This window comes from Vibrio sp. E150_018 (assembly GCF_053544035.1).
Window position 1 is genome coordinate 339263 of the sequence record NZ_JBHGNY010000003.1, and the last position, 20145, is coordinate 359407.

18 protein-coding genes are annotated in these 20145 nt (G+C 39.8%); 7 read left to right on the forward strand and 11 right to left on the reverse strand.

The genetic code is table 11. The annotated features are described in order from the left end of the window. Positions 1-109 precede the first annotated feature (109 nt). The 3 genes from prc to ACE3G9_RS06330 form a co-directional block, all read right to left on the reverse strand. Positions 110-2116, reverse strand: coding sequence for a carboxy terminal-processing peptidase (gene prc / locus ACE3G9_RS06320; RefSeq protein WP_449218706.1), 2007 nt, complete (start codon positions 2114-2116; stop codon positions 110-112). A 16-nt stretch (positions 2117-2132) separates the two neighbouring features. Then, positions 2133-2771: an RNA chaperone ProQ gene (proQ, locus tag ACE3G9_RS06325; RefSeq protein ID WP_417878978.1), complete on the reverse strand. Its 639-nt coding sequence runs from the start codon at positions 2769-2771 to the stop codon at positions 2133-2135. 192 nt (positions 2772-2963) lie between these two features. Then, complete coding sequence (locus ACE3G9_RS06330; RefSeq protein WP_417878979.1) at positions 2964-3434, reverse strand: GAF domain-containing protein; 471 nt, start codon at positions 3432-3434, stop codon at positions 2964-2966. A gap of 70 nt (positions 3435-3504) precedes the next feature. On the opposite strand from ACE3G9_RS06330, the gene ACE3G9_RS06335 reads away from it, so the two are divergent. The 4 genes from ACE3G9_RS06335 to rsmF all read left to right on the forward strand — a co-directional run bounded on the left by ACE3G9_RS06335 (position 3505) and on the right by rsmF (position 10869). Further along, positions 3505-5325 carry an ABC transporter ATP-binding protein gene (locus ACE3G9_RS06335; RefSeq protein WP_449218707.1) on the forward strand — a complete coding sequence of 607 codons (1821 nt, stop codon included), beginning with the start codon at positions 3505-3507 and terminating at the stop codon, positions 5323-5325. A gap of 43 nt (positions 5326-5368) precedes the next feature. Beyond that, positions 5369-6664 carry a PqiA/YebS family transporter subunit gene (locus ACE3G9_RS06340; protein ID WP_449218729.1) on the forward strand — a complete coding sequence of 432 codons (1296 nt, stop codon included), beginning with the start codon at positions 5369-5371 and terminating at the stop codon, positions 6662-6664. Continuing rightward, positions 6654-9290 carry an MlaD family protein gene (locus ACE3G9_RS06345; RefSeq protein ID WP_449218708.1) on the forward strand — a complete coding sequence of 879 codons (2637 nt, stop codon included), beginning with the start codon at positions 6654-6656 and terminating at the stop codon, positions 9288-9290. The genes ACE3G9_RS06340 and ACE3G9_RS06345 overlap by 11 nt, the downstream gene beginning before the upstream one ends. Positions 9291-9426: 136 nt before the next feature. Further along, positions 9427-10869: a 16S rRNA (cytosine(1407)-C(5))-methyltransferase RsmF gene (gene rsmF / locus ACE3G9_RS06350; protein WP_417878982.1), complete on the forward strand. Its 1443-nt coding sequence runs from the start codon at positions 9427-9429 to the stop codon at positions 10867-10869. Between the two features lie 141 nt (positions 10870-11010). On the opposite strand, the gene ACE3G9_RS06355 is transcribed toward rsmF, so the two are convergent. The 4 genes from ACE3G9_RS06355 to ACE3G9_RS06370 form a co-directional block, all read right to left on the reverse strand. Then, complete coding sequence (locus tag ACE3G9_RS06355) at positions 11011-11601, reverse strand: DUF2238 domain-containing protein (RefSeq protein ID WP_417878983.1); 591 nt, start codon at positions 11599-11601, stop codon at positions 11011-11013. A gap of 69 nt (positions 11602-11670) precedes the next feature. Continuing rightward, positions 11671-12504 (reverse strand): CvfB family protein, encoded by an 834-nt coding sequence (locus ACE3G9_RS06360; RefSeq protein WP_449218709.1) that lies wholly within the window; start codon positions 12502-12504, stop codon positions 11671-11673. A 129-nt stretch (positions 12505-12633) separates the two neighbouring features. Further along, positions 12634-13110 carry a PaaI family thioesterase gene (locus ACE3G9_RS06365; RefSeq protein WP_417878985.1) on the reverse strand — a complete coding sequence of 159 codons (477 nt, stop codon included), beginning with the start codon at positions 13108-13110 and terminating at the stop codon, positions 12634-12636. A 145-nt stretch (positions 13111-13255) separates the two neighbouring features. After that, complete coding sequence (locus ACE3G9_RS06370) at positions 13256-14146, reverse strand: putative PEP-binding protein (RefSeq protein WP_449218710.1); 891 nt, start codon at positions 14144-14146, stop codon at positions 13256-13258. A gap of 199 nt (positions 14147-14345) precedes the next feature. Between ACE3G9_RS06370 and ACE3G9_RS06375 the strand changes: the two genes are divergently transcribed. Both ACE3G9_RS06375 and ACE3G9_RS06380 read left to right on the forward strand, forming a co-directional pair. Further along, positions 14346-15407, forward strand: a complete 1062-nt coding sequence (locus ACE3G9_RS06375) for a 3-deoxy-7-phosphoheptulonate synthase (RefSeq protein ID WP_449218711.1) — start codon at positions 14346-14348, stop codon at positions 15405-15407. Positions 15408-15409: 2 nt separating this feature from the next. Beyond that, positions 15410-15892, forward strand: coding sequence for a YajQ family cyclic di-GMP-binding protein (locus tag ACE3G9_RS06380; protein WP_417878988.1), 483 nt, complete (start codon positions 15410-15412; stop codon positions 15890-15892). Between the two features lie 101 nt (positions 15893-15993). On the opposite strand, the gene ACE3G9_RS06385 is transcribed toward ACE3G9_RS06380, so the two are convergent. From ACE3G9_RS06385 to ACE3G9_RS06395, 3 genes are all read right to left on the reverse strand, one after another. Then, positions 15994-16653 carry a hypothetical protein gene (locus ACE3G9_RS06385; RefSeq protein WP_449218712.1) on the reverse strand — a complete coding sequence of 220 codons (660 nt, stop codon included), beginning with the start codon at positions 16651-16653 and terminating at the stop codon, positions 15994-15996. Between the two features lie 54 nt (positions 16654-16707). Then, positions 16708-16866, reverse strand: coding sequence for a hypothetical protein (locus ACE3G9_RS06390; RefSeq protein ID WP_449218713.1), 159 nt, complete (start codon positions 16864-16866; stop codon positions 16708-16710). A 210-nt stretch (positions 16867-17076) separates the two neighbouring features. Beyond that, complete coding sequence (locus ACE3G9_RS06395) at positions 17077-17718, reverse strand: LysE family translocator (protein ID WP_417878991.1); 642 nt, start codon at positions 17716-17718, stop codon at positions 17077-17079. Positions 17719-17853: 135 nt separating this feature from the next. Between ACE3G9_RS06395 and ACE3G9_RS06400 the strand changes: the two genes are divergently transcribed. Beyond that, positions 17854-19335, forward strand: coding sequence for a carboxypeptidase M32 (locus tag ACE3G9_RS06400; protein ID WP_449218714.1), 1482 nt, complete (start codon positions 17854-17856; stop codon positions 19333-19335). Positions 19336-19547: 212 nt separating this feature from the next. Here ACE3G9_RS06400 and ACE3G9_RS06405 read toward each other — a convergent pair whose 3' ends face one another. Next, complete coding sequence (locus ACE3G9_RS06405; RefSeq protein WP_417878993.1) at positions 19548-20039, reverse strand: outer membrane beta-barrel protein; 492 nt, start codon at positions 20037-20039, stop codon at positions 19548-19550. Positions 20040-20145 lie beyond the last annotated feature (106 nt).

The following is a 20145-nucleotide window of genomic DNA, read 5'->3' on the forward strand; positions in this document are numbered from 1 at the left end:
CCTATGAATTAAGGATAGTTGTATGTTTTGAGAGCGACAAATTGAATTGCATAAAAAAAGCGAGACCTAAATGGCCTCGCTTGATATAAATAAAACAAAACAAATACAACTAACTACTTGATAAATCTGCAGTAATAGCTACAGCTTCATTTAAGTAAGCATCTGGAGCTTCATAGTCTTTAGGGATATCATCCAGAGTCTTAAACTCTGGTTTATCTGCTAATTTTTGACGCTTGTTCACGCGCTCTAATCGCTCTTTATCCGCTTTATCGACTTCAGCTTCACGGAATTTCTCGTTTAAGGAAATCGTCGTATCATCTTTTTCTGCTTGATATTTCTCAATATTTTGCTGAATAAATGAAAACTCAAGGTCGTTAGCAATACGCTGCTTATGTAAAGTGGTTAATTTCGCAACTTTAGCTTGTAATGCGTCTTTCGATTCAACTGGAATATAGTTAGCCGCAGGAATTTGATCCCAAGGCAAAGCATTATCTTCTACACTTTCCCCAGTATCTTCAGGAGCAATCGCACTTGGGAATGGAATATCAGGTGATACCCCTTTTCTTTGTGTACTGCCACCACTGATACGGTAGAATTTTTGAATCGTATATTGAACGTAGCCTAATTCTTGATCGAACGTATCATAAATATGCGTCAATGAACGATGCTGTTGTACCGTTCCTTTACCATAAGAATTTTCGCCAAGAATAATTGCACGATCGTAATCTTGCATTGCCGCGGCAAAAATTTCAGATGCCGACGCACTGTAGCGGTTAATTAGTACCGTTAATGGACCATCGTAATGCTCAACGGCATCAGTATCACTATCAACATTGACTCGGTCATAACTATCACGCACCTGAACCACTGGTCCTTGAGTGATAAATAAACCGGATAAATCAATCGCTTCTGTTAATGCGCCGCCGCCATTGTTACGTAAATCAACAACGACACCATCCACTTTCTTCTGGTTAAACTCAGCGAGTAGCTTATTAGTATCTTTTGCTAATCCAACGTAGAAACTAGGTACTTCTAATACACCGATCGTTTTGCCATTCTTTTCAATAACTTTTGATTTAACGGCACGGTCTTCTAAACGAATTTTATCACGCACAATTGTGACAACGTGACTTTTTGCATTCTTCCCTTCCGGCAAGATTTGCAGGTTAACTTTAGTACCTTTCGGACCTTTAATCAGTTGCACGACATCATCAAGACGCATTCCAATGATATCAACCATCTTCTTACCATCTTGACCAACCGCAATGATTTTATCCCCTTCAGAAAGTTCTTTCGAACCTGCAGCTGGGCCACCCGTTACTAGCGAACGGATAATAGTATAATCATCTTCCGATTGTAGAACCGCACCTATTCCTTCTAACGACAAGCTCATCTCAGATTGAAATTCATCTGCTGAACGTGGCGACAGATAACTAGTATGTGGATCGATTTGACGAGCAAACGCATTCATGTAGATTTGAAAAACATCTTCACTATGAGCCTGAGTAATTCGTTTGATGGCATTGTTATAACGTTTAGTTAATAATTCCTTAATTTCTGGCCATTCTTTACCAGTCAATTTAAGGTTTAATGCATCATACTTCACTCTTTGACGCCACAGCTCATCAACTTCAGCTGTATCCTTCGGCCATGCAGCTTTAGAACGATCAAGTTCCATTTTCTCATCAGTATCAAACTTGATTTCATTATCGAGCAACGTTAATGCATAAGAAAAACGCTCGTAACGACGCTTCATTGATAGATTAAACATATCAAACGCAGCTTTGGTATCACCCGACTTTAATTGATCATCAATATCCGTTTCAAATGGTTTGAAACTATCAATATCAGCTTGAGTAAAAATATTACGGTTATAATCAAGGGATTCTAAGTAGCGATCAAAAATACCTTTAGAAAAAGCATCATCTAAATTGAAATGTTTGTAATGAGAACGCGTAAAACGTTTAGTGACTCGTTGACTTGCGATTGCATGCTGAGATTCAGGAACAAGAGTTGGAATCTGTGACTCGCTGATCGTCGGCTGTACAGCAAATGCAGAGTTTGCTGCTAGCGTTAAGCTAGCAGCAAGTAGTGAAAATTTTAATCGGCAATTCATGCGTAGGAATATCCTTTTATACGCGCAAGTGCTCCGCTTTTACGACCATTTGTAAGCCGTTAGCAAGACGGACACGAACATCGTCTTTATTAATCTCAACAATCGTTGCAGCCATGTTGCCTTGACCCATGTTTACATTGATATCTTTACCGATGACAATTTCATCCGATTTCAATTCACGAGTTTCAACGACTGGCGCTTTTTGAGCAGGTTTCTTAGATTCAGCTTTTGGCTTACGTGGTGATCTAGGTGTCGCAGCTTTTGCTTTCGCTTTAGCCACTCTTTCTTCGCGGTTTTTATCAGCTTGTTCTTTACGACGAGCTTGAACACGAGCTTTACTTTCTGCAAGCGTCGTTTGAGCGTGCTCAACATGTTCGGCTTCTAACTCACCGCATGCATTACCATCAAGGTCAACACGCGTTGCGCCTAATTTTACGCCATGAAGGTAACGCCAAGATGACGTGTATTGACGTAAAGCAGCACGTAATTGAGTTTTACTTACTTTAGGATCTTCGTTTAGACGCTCAGCAAGATCTTGAAAGATACCAATTTTTAAAGGTTTTGCTTCGCCTTCTAAAGTAAAGCATTGTGGGAAACGTTCAGCAATATAGGCAATGACTTCTTTGCTGTTCTTTAACTTTTCAGTGTTTTCCATGAGGGTTCCTGGTTGGTGCGGTCTCATCCGCACGGGTGTTCGTATAAATAATTCACGCTATTATAGTGAGATGGAAACGAAAAACCACCAACACGTGCAAATTAACATGGGTTATTATGCCCATATAGCGATAAAAAGTTTTTTTTCACTCAAAAATGCACGTTTCATACTATTTATTTAATTAATGTGATTTTATTCTGTAGAGTGAGTTTGCAATACTTGCTCAACTTCTTTCATCATTGTGACCAATCCTTGCTCATCTTCTTCCGAAAATCGACCAATATTTGGGCTATCTATATCTAAAACGCCAACCACTTTATTATTGACCGAAAACGGGATAACAAGTTCCGAATTACTTTGGGTATCGCAAGCAATATGGCCTTCAAACTGATGGACATCATAAATACGCTGTACACTATTCTCTGCAGCTGCAGTACCACACACACCTTTTCCTAATGGAATACGTACACAAGCTGGTAAGCCTTGAAAAGGTCCTAATACCAACTGGTCGTTTTTTAACAAATAAAAGCCTACCCAATTAACTTCCTCTAATTCCATGTTCAATAACGAGCTAATATTAGCTAAATTAGCAATAAGATCGGGTTCAGATTCAATTAATGCTTTTACTTGAGCAGTAATACGCTGGTACATCTTTAGGCTCATGCTTTGTCTTCCATCTTTTTTTCAATTTACGTACAATGCCTTACATCGCAAATAGAAATCATTATCAAATATGAATAATAACGATAGGCACTTGATTAACCAGAGTTGGTTGTTCACTCAAGTTAAGAAACACAAGGGTAAATTAATCTTTGCCAATGTGGTAGCAATTTTGGCGACTATTATTAGTGTGCCTATTCCCTTATTAATGCCCTTAATGGTCGACGAGATTTTACTCAACAAACCATCTGGCGGCATTGAGTTGATGAATATGCTCTTACCCCATTCACTGCAAAATCCAACCGGATATATTGGCTTTGTTTTTTTTCTGATCGTGCTAATGCGTACCGCAAGCCAACTACTTAATATACTACAAAGCAGACAGTTTACTTTGGTATCAAAAACCATCACTTATCACATTCGTTCGAAAATGCTCGATAAGCTCGGATTAATTAGCATTCAACAATACGAAACCCGTGGCAGTGGCGGCATTAATTCTCACTTAATTACCGATGTTGAAACCATAGATACTTTTATTGGAACCACTCTCAGTAAATTCATCATCAGTTTTTTAACTGTTTTTGGCACCGCCATTGTATTGTTATGTTTAGACTGGCGATTAGGGTTATTTATTTTATTGGTAAACCCTATCGTCATCTACTTTTCGCGCAAACTAGGTAGTAAAGTTAAGTACCTGAAACAAAGGGAAAACCAATCCTTTGAGCGTTTTCAGAATCGTTTAATTGAAGTGCTTGATGGTATTTATCAGTTACGAGCATCGAATAAAGAAAAGCTCTATCTAGAACAATTAAAGCAACAAGCTGATAAAATACGCCAAGATGCCGATAAGTTTGCCTGGCAATCTGAAGCGGTGGGACGCTTGTCCTTCTTGCTCTTCCTTTTAGGATTTGAGCTATTTCGCGCTGTTGCCATGTTAATGGTGTTATTTAGCGACCTAACTATTGGCCAGATTTTTGCTGTGTTTGGTTATTTATGGTTTATGTTAGGGCCAGTCCAAGAACTACTAGGCGTTCAATTTTCGTGGTACAGCGCTAAAGCGGCATTACAACGCATCAATTTATTACTACAATTAGAAGAAGAACATCGTCCCACGTCGACGATTAACCCATTTGAAACGGATAAACCTGTTGATATCAAAATCAATAATGTTTGCTTTGCTTATAATGATGAATCACAAGTCTTAAACCATTTAAGTCTAGCGATACCAGCAGGCAAGAAAGTAGCACTTGTTGGTGCCAGCGGCGGTGGAAAATCAACTTTAATTCAGCTACTTATCGGTGCATATCAACCCCAAAAGGGCACAATCCAATTTAACGGCGAAAATGCTGATAATATCGGTTATGAAGTGATTAGAGACCAAATAGCAGTTGTATTACAGCAACCTATCCTATTTAATGACACCCTCAGGAACAACCTGACACTTGGTAGTGACTTTTCTGACAGTGCTTTATGGCATGTACTAGAAATTGCCCAACTCGATGATGTAATCACTCAACTTTCTGAAGGTTTAGATACTCAAGTGGGCCGACAAGGCGTTCGATTATCGGGTGGGCAAAGGCAACGACTATCAATTGCTCGTATGTTATTAACGAATCCGCAATTTGTGATATTAGATGAAGCAACATCCGCTTTAGATACTGCAACAGAATCCAGACTACACAAAGCAATGAATACCTTTCTTGACGGGCGTACAACTCTTATCGTTGCCCATCGTTTGTCTGCGGTACAACAAGCGGATCTTATCTATGTTCTAGAAGACGGCAAGGTAATTCAAAGTGGTACTCACCGAGAACTCGTCATTAAAGACGGATTATACCAAACGTTATACGGTAACGCCGAAAAAGACAGCTATAACAACCTAGTATATAAATAGAGTAATAATAGAGAGCAATATGAGCGCTGATAATGTTCACGACATGAATTCCAACGTAGAAGGTGAGGATAATCTATCCAATCTTTCTTCAGGTTATGCGCCAAACATTATTCAGCAATCGCGGGATTCTATTATTTGCCCTTGTTGTGATATGAAGGTCACAACCCAAGATTTGCGTTTAGGAATTAATGCTCACTGCCCTAGGTGCGATACCTTGCTTTACCGTGGCAAAGACTTCTTGCTCAATACCAACTTAATGCTGGCTTTTAGTGGCTTACTATTTTTCATTCCTGCTTTATTCATTCCCTTTATTACCATACGACTCATTAATATAAATTTTTCATCTACACTTGTTTCAGGAGCATTTGCACTATTTAATGATGGTTTTTACGCTCTTGGGATTTTAATTTTTCTATGTTCATCGGTTATTCCCCTGTTGTTATTTGCTTCTGTGATTGGGGCGCATTGGGGATTAAAGCATAAGAATTTTACTGTTTTTAAAAGTTCTCTTGTCACTTATCAAAAAGTAAAACATTGGTGGATGATTGATGTTTTCTTATTAAGTATTGCTGTAGCTGCTTTTAAACTTCTTGAGTACTCCATCGTTACCCCGCAAATTGGCTTAATTTGTATCACCTTATCGCAAATTATTGCGATCACATTAATCGTACGTATGAGTGTCCGCCGCTATTGGGAAGCTTGGAGCCCCAGCAATAAGTTAAAGATTATAACAGTAGAATCTCATTGTCAGCACTGTCATCTATCGCAAGATAACAATGACTACTGCCAACGCTGCCATAGTCCTCTCATCCATAGAAAACCGAACTCTATCCAAAAAACATGGGCATTTTTAATTGCGGCAACTGTCTTTCTAATTCCTGCCAATTTGTTAGAAATATCGATCATTTTCAGCAATGGTATTCGTTATCAAGATACCATCTTCTCGGGCGTTGTAAGTTTAACCAAGGGCCATATACCTATCGCCATTGTAATTTTCGTGGCCAGTATTTTAGTCCCTGTAGCTAAAATTGTGGGTTTAGCTTATATTTTGATCTATATACAATTAAGATCATCACTCGACCAATATAAAAGAATGAAACTCTATCTCTTTGTAAAATGGATAGGGAAATGGTCAATCTTAGATCTTTTTGTCATTGCGACCACTATTGCACTTGTTGACCGTGACCAAATTCTAGACTTTTCACCCGGTCCGGCTGCAATGGCATTTGCTGCGGTAGTAGTGTTAACCATGTGTGCAGCTGAAAGCTTAGATCCGCGCCTAATTTGGGATACACCGTCTAAAACTAACAATAAGAATGAATCCTCTTATGAACAATGAGATACCAGAAAGCCAAGTCAAACTAAAACAAGACCATAAAATATCGCCACTATGGATTTTACCGATCATCGCTTTATGTCTTGCGGGCTGGCTTGGTTATAAAAGTTATAGTGAAATGGGTCAACGTATCCAGATTCACTTTACTAATGCTCAAGGTCTTATTGAAGGTCGAACGACAATTCGTTATCAAGGTTTAGAAGTTGGTATCATCCGTAAAATCAGCCTATCAGATAACTTAAAAGACATTTATGTTACCGCCGATATCTACCCTAAAGCCACCAAACTTTTATCTAAAGATACCCGTTTCTGGTTAGTAAAACCCAAGGCAAGTTTAAGTGGCATTACTGGCCTTGATGCACTGGTATCCGGAAACTATATTGCCATTCAACCTGCAGAAGATGTGATGGATGATAAAAATCACGATTTCTCCAAAGAGTATACGGCGCTTAAAGAAGAACCGATGGATATCCGAGCTCAGAATGGCATCAATATCACTCTAACCTCAAAAAATTTAGGGGCTATTTCTGTCGGTTCTAAAATCATGTTTAGAAAAATCCCTATCGGTGAAGTCACCAATTTCACCTTAGCCGATGATGCAAACTCAGTAAAAATTCAGATATCGATTAAACAAGAATATGCTCATATTGTTAATTCGGACAGTCGCTTTTGGAATGTGAGTGGCGTCAGTGCCAGTGTTGGGTTTAATGGTGTCAATGTTCAACTTGAAAGCTTGAACTCATTACTCATAGGAGCCATTGCGGTTGATTCTCCAGAAGATGGTCAACCGATTAGCGCCGATAAAGTTTATAAACTCTACTCTGATATCAAAACCGCGGGTCGTGGCATCCGAATTACCATAAACCTACCAGATGATAGTCATATTTCCGCTAACGCCCCTATTATGTACAAAGGCATCGAAGTAGGCCAAATAACCGATATCAATTTATCTGATGACAAAAGTAAAGTGGTCGCCTCTGCCGCGATTCAGCCGGCATTTTCGGATACGTTAAATACTGGCTCTCACTTTGTTTTAGAAGAAGCCAAACTTTCTTTGACTGAAATGAAAAATGTCAGCAACTTTATTCGCGGCAACTTTCTGAGCTTAGTACCCGGTACAGGGCAACGAGCGCGTCATTTTAACGTTGTGAAAAAGAATGAATTACTACGAGCTTCACATCAAACCACACAAGTTAATTTAGCCGCAGACGACACTTACGGTTTAGAAGAAGGCACTCAAATTCTCTATCGTGGCATTCCGGTAGGTAATATCAATAAAATTTACCTTGAGGGTGAACGTGTTCGATTCGATGCTCAAATTGATACCCAATACTTGCACTTAATTAAGTCTAAAAGCCGATTCTTTATCACCTCCAGTGTCGACGCAAGCTTTACTGGTACTGGTATTAACGTCTCAATGCCTCCTATTAAGCGTCTTCTTGCAGGCTCTGTCAGCTTTGATAGTCTTGGTGATGACAAAATCAATTCAGAGTACCACTTATACGCAAGTAAACCGTTAGCCGATCTTGCTAAGTATGAAACGGCAGGCTCAACCGACTTAACATTATTCGCCGCTAGCCTACCCCCTATTTCGATTGGTAGTCCAATTCTGTACCGCAATTTAGAAGTTGGTAAAGTCTCACAATTTTCATTGGTTGATGGTGGCATTAAAATTCAAGTTCGAATCGAAAACCGCTACAAGCACTTACTCACCAAACAAACGGTATTCTGGAACCATTCTGGCGTTAAAATCGATGCTAACCTAAGCGGCCTTAGCGTGACCGCGTCACCAATCTCCAGTTTACTTAAAGGTGGTATCTCATTTGATAACTTGGCAGGTGTTGAAAATAAATTTAATAATAATTGGATCTTATATCAGGATTACAAATCTGCTCGCCAGTTTGGACGTAAGATCACTCTATTGACAAAAGAAAATGAAACCGTAAACAAAGGCATGCCGATTAAATATCAAGGTGTTCAAGTTGGTGAAGTAACGCTAGTTCACCTTAACTTCCCGGGGAAAAATGTTGAGATTTCAGCACGCATCTTCCCTGAATATGTCGAGAACATCGCGAAGAAAGATAGTCACTTCTGGGTAGTCTCACCTCAAATTGGTCTCTCTGGAGCAAAACACATCGATACTATCTTAAGCCCATATATCGAGGTGTCTCCTTCTGATTCCACGCAACTCAGTTATACCTTCAATCTTGAAACTCAAGAAAAATCGACCAATGGCACCACTTTCTACTTACAGAGTTTAAGTCGTTCTTCGGTAAAAGTAGGTGCGCCAATCCTTTATCGAGATTTTGACATTGGTCATGTAACCAATGTCGAACTAGGTGATCTCGCTGATCGAGTCATTACCACTATTGAAATTGAACCTAAGTATGCTTATCTGATCCGTAAAAACTCAGTATTTTGGAATGTTTCAGGGGTGAATGTGAGTATCGGCTTATCAGGCGCAAAAATAAAAGCCGGAACAGTAGATAACGTATTACGTGGCGGTATTGCCTTTGCGACACCAGACGATGAATCCTTACAACCAAAAGCAATAGTAGAGTCCACATTCTTACTCAATAAAGAGCCAGAACCAGAATGGCTCACCTGGCAATTAGCAATACCCAAGTAGCCGCCATGGTCAAAAAATAAATTAACCGAAAATGCAGCTGATTTATACTCAAGTAACTAAACTATAAATCAGCTGCATTTTTTTTTATATCAGTTAAAATCCGTCCCTACTTTTTATACGCGTTGAGGCCACACCTTTGCACTCTAATGTCAAGCTACCCAATGAGTTTCTTGAACTTGTGAAATCCACCATGCCAAGTCATTTGTCTATGGAGGATTTTATTGCAGCATGTCAACGGCCTCTTCGTCGCAGTATTCGAGTGAATACACTCAAAACTGACCTAAACACATTCAAAGCGATTTCAGCTGAAAATGGCTGGAAACTATCTCCAATTCCATGGTGTGAAGAAGGATTCTGGATAGAACGTGAAGATGAAACCGTCCCACTAGGCAATACAGCGGAACATTTAGCGGGCTTATTCTACATTCAAGAAGCGAGTTCAATGCTACCTGTCAGTGCATTATTACAAGGTAATGATAACCTTAACCTAGTACTCGATATGGCTGCTGCTCCCGGTTCAAAAACTACGCAAATCGCCGCGGCAATGAATAATCAAGGCGCACTAGTTGCGAATGAGTACGCAGCTAGCCGAGTGAAAGTTCTGAGTGCCAATATTCAACGCTGTGGTGTTTATAATACGGCTTTAAGCAACTTTGATGCACGCGTATTTGGTGGCTGGCTTCCAGAACACTTTGATACCATTTTATTGGATGCGCCCTGCTCAGGTGAAGGTACGGTTCGTAAAGATGCTGATGCAATGAGTAATTGGGATTTAGAGTCGGTTGCTGAAATTGCCGAGACACAAAAAGATCTGATTGAAAGCGCCTTCTACGCCTTAAAACCGGGCGGTACAATCACCTATTCAACCTGTACGCTCAATCAACAAGAAAATCAGCAAGTCTGCTTACACTTAAAACAAAAATTTGGTGACGCCGTTGAGTTTTTACCATTAGGTGACTTATTTGAAAACGCCGAGCAAGCGTTAACGGAGCATGGTTTTCTTCATATTTACCCACAGATATTTGATAGCGAAGGCTTCTTTGTCGCGAAAATTAAAAAGCTGTCATCAGTTCAAGCGCCTGAAGTGAAAAAGCGTTTAGGTAAGTTTCCTTTTGAAGTTGCTAATGACAAAACATGTCAACAACTGCAACAAGAATTACAAAATACCCTTGGTTTGGATATTCCCACCAACAGCCAAGTGTGGTTACGAGATCAAGAAGTATGGCTGTTCCCTGCTGCTATGACTCATATGATCGGCGAGCTACGTTTTAGTCGAATTGGCTTGAAATTAGCCGAAATGTTAAAACCCTCCAAAAAGAAAAATGCCCCACTTTATCGCTGGCAACATGAAGCAGTCATGGCTTTGGGTAAAGCAAGCAATGCTAAAAGTGTTGAATTAACGATCGAAGACGCTCGTGAATGGTTTATGGGACGAGATATTCGCCCAAATATAGAGTCCGGTATTGGTGAAGTAATGGTCACCCACTCAGGCACGGTTATCGGCCTAGGAAAATGGGTAGGAAATCGTATCAAAAATGGATTGCCACGAGAGTTAGTCCGAGATAAAAATTTATTCTAGCACCAATCAATATAAGACAACATTTGATAGATGAAAACAAACTCTGTCCTTGATTTTATTAATACATTAATGAAGATTAATGGCGAATATAACTGTAGATCTCGTTAATAAGGTAGTTCTTTGGTGTTCTATTATTAAACTTCACCCTTTCATCTCCTCTAACTGTTTATCGTGCCACTTCGCCACCAACATAAGGCAGATAATGGCACCGAATAGAGCAAAAGCCATATCCGACTGTGTGTCCCATACGTAGCCTTGAGTACCAAGGAAGGCTTCTGCATTTTCCCCCGTTGCAACCGCTACCCACCACTCGATTAGCTCGTAGAAAGCACTAAAGGCTAAACAAACTGATAGTGCAAATAAGTTCATCCATGCCTTGCCATTAACAATATTAAGCCTGAGCAAGAGTTCTCGAGCAATTAAAGCAGGAACGAAGCCTTGTGCAAAATGACCTAGCTTATCGTAATTATTACGAGCGGCACCAAATAGATTATCGAAAAGAGGCACTTCTGCATACGTATAATGCCCACCCACCATCAATATGATGCAATGAATAAGAATGAAAAAATAAAGCAGCGTGGTCAGCTTAAAACGCTGGTAGGTAAACAGTAATATGGCTGCACCAATCAGCGCGGGCAATACTTCCAAAAACCATGTGAAGGTGTCTTTAGGTTCAATCGCGGACCATACAAATGTCACGACAAACACGGCAGCCCATAAAATTCGTCCCATCACCTATCCTTGTACTTTTAAATAACAAAACGCACAACTTGACGTTGTGCGTTTTATTTAGTCTTAATACTAGATCTTATAAATTCCATCTTTATCTATGCGAATTTTACCTTGTTTGTATAATCCACCGATGGTTTTCTTAAATGTTCCTTTACTCGTACGGAATACGGTAAAAATCGCTTCAGGTGTAGATTTATCGCTTAATGGTAAAAAGCCACCTTTGGTTTCCAATACATGCATGACCTTTTCACTCAGATCATCCATTTTCGCCACACCAATTTTCTGTAAAGAGAGATTGATACGTCCATCTTCGCGGATGCCTTTGATATAACCTTTTAAGCGTTTACCAACAAACAGCTTACCGAATACATCAGACTTAAAGATAACACCCCAGTGCTCACCATTAATAATAGCTTTGAAGCCTAGATCGGTACGCTCTGCAACCAACAGATCTACCTGTTGATTCATTTCATAATTAGCAGGTGTTTTATCTAATAATTTATTAAATTTGGTGGTACCAACAATACGGCCTGAAGCTTTATCAGAGTAGACATAAACTAAAATGTTTTGGCCTTCATTTAACGGTACGCGTTGGTTGCTAAAAGGTACCAATAAGTCTTTCTTATCAATGCCCCAATCAACAAAAGCACCAACATTGTTGACACCTACCACATGCATCATTGCCCACTCGCCTACTTGCGCCAGTGGTTTCTCGGTGGTCGCCGATAGTTGGTTATCTGAATCAAAATACAACATCACATCAATATCATCGCCAATACTTGTTCCTTCTGGTACAAATTTATTTGGCAACAAAACCGAGCCGTAATCATCAGCGTCTAGAAAAAGACCGAAATCGGCTTGTTTGGTAACGTTAAGTGTGTTGATTTGACCAATATTAATCATGAAAACTCTTAATTTATTAAAAACGTATTAATTGCTAGCGATAACTGTAGCAAGGCTGAAAATATTATACTCGCTTGCCGACATTATTCACGTAAATACTACGTAAAACTAAAAGTTAACTGATCACAGTTAATTCCCCACCACTTTCACTGAAAGGGTTAATTCAAATTCAGCCATTGGCTTGTCATCATTGAGGCTCGGACATAATGCGGTAATTCGTACCGGCTGATTTACGCGCTCACCGGTCTCAATGGTCTCTGCTAACATTTGGTCAATGAGCTTTCCATCATTACAAACGAAAACCACATCCGCTTCAGGACGCGCAAGAAATTCAGCGTTAACTGCCTTAAAAGCTAACGATATTTTCTTACCCATTTGCTCAGATTTACTGATCGCCAAAAAGCCACCGGCTGCATCAGCCCCAACAGCAAGAGCACCAAAATACATACTATGAAGGTGATTTTGGGTTTCTTTATTTAGTGGAATTTTAATTTCAACAGATTCATCAGTTAGCTTCAAAATCTCAGGCTGACAATAGCCAATCATAGGAACCAATTGTTCACCGAAATATTTTAAATGCTGGTTTGCCTTGCTAAGTGCCGTCATAGAAACGTTCCTTTTTTAATTAACACATCAGACCAGTTAAAACGGTATTAACAACTTCGTCAACAGTAAAATTGACAAGCTGTTAGCGACATAAAAAAAACCGACAGTTAAGTCGGCTTTTTGTGACGGTAATAGTCCTTATTTATTACACAACAGCAAGAACTTGTACTGAATCTAGTTCCGCTAGCATTTCTTGGATTTTAGGGTAATCTGAAAGGTTTTGACAGTACACCACACAAGGCTTATTGGCTTGACTGGCCGCTTTTACTGCTTGTGATAACAACATTAATACCGCTTCATGATCTGGATTAAATAACGATTCTAATGCTTCGTTATGGATATCTACCCCTAAGGTTAATTGAGTTAAATTGCCAGTATTCACTACCAAGCCATCAAAATATTGAAGAAGCTTATCCGCAAGCAACACTGAAGAAGGCGCATCACAGCAATACAGAACTTTTAATCCACCCAGTCCTCTCGGCAGCCCTTGTACAGCTAAACGATCAATCACCATTGCAGCATCACTTAATGCTCGTACAAATGGCACCACGATTTCAATATCGATACCTTTATCACGTAGTTGTTTAATCACTTTGCATTCAAGTTCAAATGAATGGGTGTATTCAGCAGAAGCAAAACGAGAAACGCCTCGAACACCAATCACAGGGTTAACTTCCTGCTTTTCAATACTGCCACCAATCAGCGCTTTATAAGCATAACTGTCAGCATCGGATAAGCAAACTCTCACCTGTTTATGTTGAGGTAATATTGAAGACTCGATACGCGATACTAGCGTCGATACAAAATGTTCATCAGCAGATTGTTCACCAAGTAGTGCTTGTAAACTCGATTTATCTACCTCAGATAAGGTATCCAAATGCAGTCCAATCTCAGGGTGATAAAAAATGCTTTCTTGCACTAAATCACTTAACGAGACAAACAAATGCTTTGCACTTTCAATTGATGATTGGGAAGATGGCAGCACATCTCCTAGTAATGCATTAGTTGGGATTGCCCCTTTCGCAGTATCCGACATAATTACTCCATTAATATAGTTATAGTCAGAAAATACTGAGATTAGAGAAACAAAACAAGAAAAATTCCAATTTCTTGCTCAATAAGGCATCAATTAATAACAAAGTAATAAAATTCCCCAACAAAATGTCTGTGAACGTTTATTCCCTCCGTTATTTCCGTTATCTTTACCTAGTGTATCTTTAAATGAAGACAAAAGAATGCCTTTAAAAACCGATGAGTTAAGAACCCAAGCGTTAGGGCCTATGCCTACGCCAATGGAGTTAATGCAAGCTCACCCACTGCCTGATGATGTAGCAGAACATATTGAAAACTCGCGCCGCCAGATAGAAAACATTCTGTCAGGTAAAGACGCTCGCCTACTAGTCGTGGTTGGACCATGCTCTGTACATGATACGGAGGCGGCACTGGATTATGCGCAACGCCTTAATGCACTGCAAGATCAATACAAAGATCAGCTGTTTATTGTAATGCGTACTTACTTTGAAAAACCAAGAACCGTGATTGGTTGGAAAGGCTTAATTACCGATCCTAACCTCGATGGTAGCTACGCGTTAGAAGACGGTTTAAACAAAGCTCGCAAATTACTACTCGACATCAATAAGCTTGGCTTAGCGACTGCAACTGAGTTTTTAGATATGGTGACTGGCCAATATATCGCGGACCTTATTTCATGGGGTGCTATCGGCGCACGTACTACTGAATCGCAAATTCACCGTGAAATGGCCTCGGCGCTTTCTTGCCCTGTTGGGTTTAAAAATGGCACCAATGGCAATGTAAAGATTTCAACCGATGCTATTCGTGCGGCACAAGCTTCCCATTACTTCTACTCGCCAGATAAAAATGGTCGCATGACGGTTTATCGCACATCCGGTAACCCATACGGTCATACTATTTTACGTGGCGGTGATACTGGCCCTAACTTCGATGCAGCATCGATTCAATCTGCTTGCAAACAATTAAGCGATGTGGGCTTAACGCCTCGTTTAGTAGTAGATTTCAGCCATGCTAACTGCCAAAAAGAGCATCGTAAGCAATTAGAGGTGGCGCAAGATATTTGCAATCAAATCAGCAATGGCTCTCGATCAATTGCAGGCATTATGGCGGAAAGCTTTATCGAGGAAGGTAATCAACCAATGACGGACTTGAATGCCCTCACCTATGGTAAATCGATTACTGACCCATGCCTAAGTTGGAAAGATACAGTAACCATGCTCGACATGCTTGCCAATACCATTAAAAATCAATCGGAGAAGAACTGATCATGCCTTCATTTGACATAATTTCTGAAGTAGACAGCGTTGAAGTAAGAAATGCCGCGGAAAATGCCAATCGCGAACTGGATACACGCTTTGACTTTCGTAACGTAAACGCTAACTTTGAGTTTAAAACCGATATTGTAAAACTGACTGCAGAAAACGAGTACCAACTTGGACAAATGATGACGATACTTCGTGGTCAACTTGCTAAACGTGGTGTCGATGCCAATGCGGTAGATTTACAAAAAGCCGATCAAACCGGTAAAACGCACACTCAGGAAGCCAGCTTTAAACAAGGCATTGATGTTGCCATTGCAAAGAAAGTCGTAAAACTGATCAAAGACTCAAAAATCAAAGTTCAAGCTTCGATTCAAGGCGATAAAGTTCGTGTAACCGGTAAAAAGCGTGATGATTTACAGCAAGTGATGGCACTAGTAAAAGGTGCAGAAATGGATCAACCTTTCCAATTCAACAACTTTAAAGATTAAATCTGTACGTTTGTACATTAATGAAAAAAGGCGATACATCAGTGTATCGCCTTTCATTTATTTAATAGCCTCAACTAAGAGTTACGTATAACGCTCACACTTTAACTCTGAGGTTTTATCCCTAGCTTCGTAATTGACGCTTTTACATCATCGAGTTCTTGCTTTTTCTTAACTAGAACGTTATCAATTTTGCCAATTTGACCAGTAGCTAGCTTCTCTTTTTTGCATGAGTCTGATTTTGGATCCCAGCTTGTGCCATCTTTAAATAGCTTACATTCTTCTTTTAATTTTTCTGTTTGAACTGCTAACTTTTCACGAGTGGTTGTTAGTTTAGCAATCTGAGCTTCTAACTCACCTTCTTTATCAAAAAGTTCATGGGACTGTTTATATAAATCACTTTGTAGTTCAGTAGTTTTCTCTAGCTGCTTATTTTCTGTTTTTAATGAAACCGCCTGTTGTTTTTGCACAACTAAGGTTTGTTCAACTTTTTTCTTTTGTTGCTGCAGTTTCGATAGCTGTTGAGTCAGTTGATCTATCTTTTCTTGTTGCTGCTGAGATTTTTGTTCAAATGATTGCCCTTCGGTATCTAGCTTCGTTTGTAGTGTTTCGACTTTCGCTAATAATTGCTGATGTTTTCCAGCCAGTTCATTTTGCTGAAGTGTTGCTTCTTGTGATGCTGGGTTAATAACGGCGTAAGTAATTACCGAGCCTAAAACAACACCAATTACTGTTGAAATCATGAGCGGAACTTTCTTATTCATGGATGTCGTGCTTCCTAGATTTATTAACAATGTCGAACCAAGGGAAATGCAAACCTAACGAGCAAGCTCACTTATCATCACAAAACTAATATAGATTAACAATGCAGATGATAAAACTATTGCCACCCAGGTTTGTAGTTTGGCATTGGTTCGATATTTCAGTAGCAAATATGCAAGCACCACAAAGATGGCAATGGCAATCAATCGAGTCATAGTATCCCTTTCAATGTTATGTCGCTTACAAAAACCAGTAAGTTATTCAATAAGCTTAAAAATTTATAACATCTTCATGGAAAGTTACCTAGTTAGGGGTTGCAGTATTTTCATGAAATTACAGCATTCCCTATTGCAAGGTTTGTTTTCACAATGTCATTTTTACTGAATACGGCGTCGCGTTGTGAAGTCCCGCATTCATTCAAGCGCTTAATCGTTATCTAATGCTAATTTTAGACCAAGAGTAATCAAAACGGCACCAGTGATCCCTTCCATCCACTTCATTGCCGAAGAATTTTGCACCCAGTTTTTCGCAGAATGAACCATGGTCGCAATGCCACACTGCCAAACCATCGCAATGACAAAGTGAATCGATGCCATAAATAATGACTGTAGTAAGGCGGAATGTGCAGGATTAATAAACTGCGGCAAAAATGCGAGATAAAATACCGCCGTTTTTGGGTTTAGCACATTCGACAATAAGCCTTCGCGGAACGAACGTTTAGCTGATAATGGTTTCCCTACCGACCCACTCGTGACATCTAACTGACCTTGGCCTTTCCAAATCGCAATTAAACTGGTTACACCAAGATACACGAGATAAGCTGCACCGACTAATTTCATCGCATGGAACAGTTCAGCAGACTGTAGCAATATCGCTGAAATGCCGATGGCAGATAGAGTCGCATGAACAAATAAACCACAGCAGATCCCTAAACTGGTCACACAGCCATCTACACTACCACTTCGAGATGTGTTCCGGATCACAAGTGCGGTATCCAATCCCGGAGTAAGTGTTAAAATAGTAATCGCAATCAAAAATGCGCCAGAATTGATGATATAAAAGTCCATAATATCCCTATGGTAAACGTCCAAATGAATGTTTGTTATATCAGTGAAAGCTTAGTAAATAAAGAGTTTTGCAGCGTTCTTTTCAAGATGTTATAAGATGAAATCATACTGCGCAGCAATGAATTAAGGAAAATTATGATCCATTATCAAAAACTTGTTCAACACGCACAGAAAATCGCTAACTTTAATCATTTAGCCGCAATATCTGGTTGGGATCAAGCTGCCGTTATGCCAAGCGGTGGTAATGAAGCGCGCTCCAAAGCAATGGCAGAATTATCAGTGTTAATTCATCAACTCAACACTGAACCACAATTAGAAGGCTGGTTCCATGAAGCAGAGCAAGAATCATTAAGCCCTATCGAAAAAGCAAGTTTACGTGAAATGAAACAACGCTGGCAGCAAGCTACCGTACTTCCACAGGATCTAGTACAAGCAAAATCCTTAGCCGGATCCAAATGTGAACATGCTTGGCGAACACAGCGTAAACAAAACGATTGGAATGGATTTGCTCGAAATTGGCAAGAAGTGGTAAACCTATCTCAACAAGAAGCACAGATTCGCGCCGATAGTTTAGGTACAACGCCTTACGATGCGATGCTTTCACTCTATGAGCCTGGTACAACTAGCCAATCGTTAAATGTCGTTTTTGAAAATGTGAAAACTTGGCTGCCAAATCTGGTAGATCAAGTGATTGAAAAGCAAAACAAGGAAAATGTGATATACCCAAAAGGCCACTTTCCAAGTTCACAACAAAAAGCACTAGGCTTAAAAGCGATGAAATTTTTGCAGTTTGATTTTGAGCATGGTCGCTTAGATGAAAGCGTGCATCCATTTTGTGGCGGCGTACCGACTGACGTTCGGATCACCACTCGCTATGATGAAAATGATTTTATCCAATCACTAATGGGCACAATTCATGAAACTGGGCACGCACGTTATGAACAAGGGTTGCCTACCTCATTAGCAGGTTTACCCGTCGGTGAAGCCAGATCAATGGGTATTCATGAATCACAATCTCTGTTCTTTGAAATGCAACTAGGCCGCAGCCCTGAATTTATTAATCATTTATCAGCAATGGCAAGAAGTGAGTTTCAAGCAGGAGATCAACCCGCTTTTTCCGCAGACAATTTCCGCAAGCTTTATACTCGCGTCGAAAAAGGCTTTATACGTGTAGATGCCGATGAGCTCACCTACCCTGCTCATGTCATCCTACGCTATGAAATTGAACGTGATTTGATGAATGGCAATATCTCTTATAAGGATGTTCCAGAGTTATGGGATCAAAAAATGCAGACTTACCTTGGCTTATCCACCAAAGATAATGACCAAAATGGTTGTATGCAAGATATTCACTGGACCGACGGTGCTTTTGGTTATTTCCCAAGTTACACACTCGGTGCCATGTATGCCGCGCAATTTATGTCCAGTATGCGTAAACAAATAAATGTTTCTAAGGTAATTGAATCAGGCGATTTAAGCTTAATCTTTGCTTGGTTAGATGAAAATATTTGGAAGAAAGCTAGTCAGTTTTCAACCGATGATCTTGTTAAACAAGCCACCGGTGAAACCTTAAACGCCGAGCATTTCAAAGCGCATTTAAAATCACGTTATTTATAATAATGGACTGAATGGGTGATTAGACAGTTTGACAGCTAAGCTGCTGGGGTTTTACACCAATTGTATAGTGCCCTGTAATCGTTTTATACTCTGGCGTTAACCCTTTCAAGCATCACCTCTCATATCAATGCACATAAAAAACCGCTATTAGTTAGTAAACTAATAGCGGTTATATTCACTATGCTAAAGAAAAGCGACTTTTACAAAACTTCTTATAAAAAGTGGAATGTTGCACTAACGGTATAAGTATTTGTATCAAACTTATCAAAGCCAAAGTGGTTGTAAGCAAGACCAAGTGACAACGAACCTAGAGGAATGCCATCTAACACTGTGTATTCCACACCAGCGCCATACATCATGTCATAACCATCATCACTCTTAAATTGGCCAGAGCCTACATCATATTTGTTCGCACCGAGTTTACCGTAGAACTCTAGCGGACCAACATTGATGCTTGGTTTGATTGCCGCATAAACAGTCGTTAAATCAGAACCACCGATATCACCTAAATCCCAGTACCCTGCTTCAACGCCGATAAATGGTAAAATGCCTGTACCGATATTCACACCGTAGGTACCTTCATTACTAGCACCTGATTCAGTAAAATCAGCCGTACCATAATTCACACCAGCATAAAGCCACGAGTCAGCTAGAGCAGGTGACGCCGCCCCCATTAAAGCCAAAGCTAAAAGCGTTTTTTTCATTGTAATCCCTTCGAATCTTTCGATTATCATATTCATGGAAATGAGAGTGACTCAAAATCCATATTTAAAACTTATTATGCATGATTAGTGAGATGGGCTGTAAAAT

Excerpts from the sequence above, each read along its gene's own strand:
- prc (WP_449218706.1), bottom strand. The coding sequence starts at position 2,116 with ATGAATTGCCGATTAAAATTTTCACTACTTGCTGCTAGCTTAACGCTA.
- proQ (WP_417878978.1), bottom strand. The coding sequence starts at position 2,771 with ATGGAAAACACTGAAAAGTTAAAGAACAGCAAAGAAGTCATTGCCTAT.
- ACE3G9_RS06330 (WP_417878979.1), bottom strand. The coding sequence starts at position 3,434 with ATGAGCCTAAAGATGTACCAGCGTATTACTGCTCAAGTAAAAGCATTA.
- ACE3G9_RS06335 (WP_449218707.1), top strand. The coding sequence starts at position 3,505 with ATGAATAATAACGATAGGCACTTGATTAACCAGAGTTGGTTGTTCACT.
- ACE3G9_RS06340 (WP_449218729.1), top strand. The coding sequence starts at position 5,369 with ATGAATTCCAACGTAGAAGGTGAGGATAATCTATCCAATCTTTCTTCA.
- ACE3G9_RS06345 (WP_449218708.1), top strand. The coding sequence starts at position 6,654 with ATGAACAATGAGATACCAGAAAGCCAAGTCAAACTAAAACAAGACCAT.
- ACE3G9_RS06355 (WP_417878983.1), bottom strand. The coding sequence starts at position 11,601 with ATGGGACGAATTTTATGGGCTGCCGTGTTTGTCGTGACATTTGTATGG.
- ACE3G9_RS06360 (WP_449218709.1), bottom strand. The coding sequence starts at position 12,504 with ATGATTAATATTGGTCAAATCAACACACTTAACGTTACCAAACAAGCC.
- ACE3G9_RS06365 (WP_417878985.1), bottom strand. The coding sequence starts at position 13,110 with ATGACGGCACTTAGCAAGGCAAACCAGCATTTAAAATATTTCGGTGAA.
- ACE3G9_RS06370 (WP_449218710.1), bottom strand. The coding sequence starts at position 14,146 with ATGTCGGATACTGCGAAAGGGGCAATCCCAACTAATGCATTACTAGGA.
- ACE3G9_RS06375 (WP_449218711.1), top strand. The coding sequence starts at position 14,346 with ATGCCTTTAAAAACCGATGAGTTAAGAACCCAAGCGTTAGGGCCTATG.
- ACE3G9_RS06380 (WP_417878988.1), top strand. The coding sequence starts at position 15,410 with ATGCCTTCATTTGACATAATTTCTGAAGTAGACAGCGTTGAAGTAAGA.
- ACE3G9_RS06385 (WP_449218712.1), bottom strand. The coding sequence starts at position 16,653 with ATGAATAAGAAAGTTCCGCTCATGATTTCAACAGTAATTGGTGTTGTT.
- ACE3G9_RS06390 (WP_449218713.1), bottom strand. The coding sequence starts at position 16,866 with ATGACTCGATTGATTGCCATTGCCATCTTTGTGGTGCTTGCATATTTG.
- ACE3G9_RS06395 (WP_417878991.1), bottom strand. The coding sequence starts at position 17,718 with ATGGACTTTTATATCATCAATTCTGGCGCATTTTTGATTGCGATTACT.
- ACE3G9_RS06400 (WP_449218714.1), top strand. The coding sequence starts at position 17,854 with ATGATCCATTATCAAAAACTTGTTCAACACGCACAGAAAATCGCTAAC.
- ACE3G9_RS06405 (WP_417878993.1), bottom strand. The coding sequence starts at position 20,039 with ATGAAAAAAACGCTTTTAGCTTTGGCTTTAATGGGGGCGGCGTCACCT.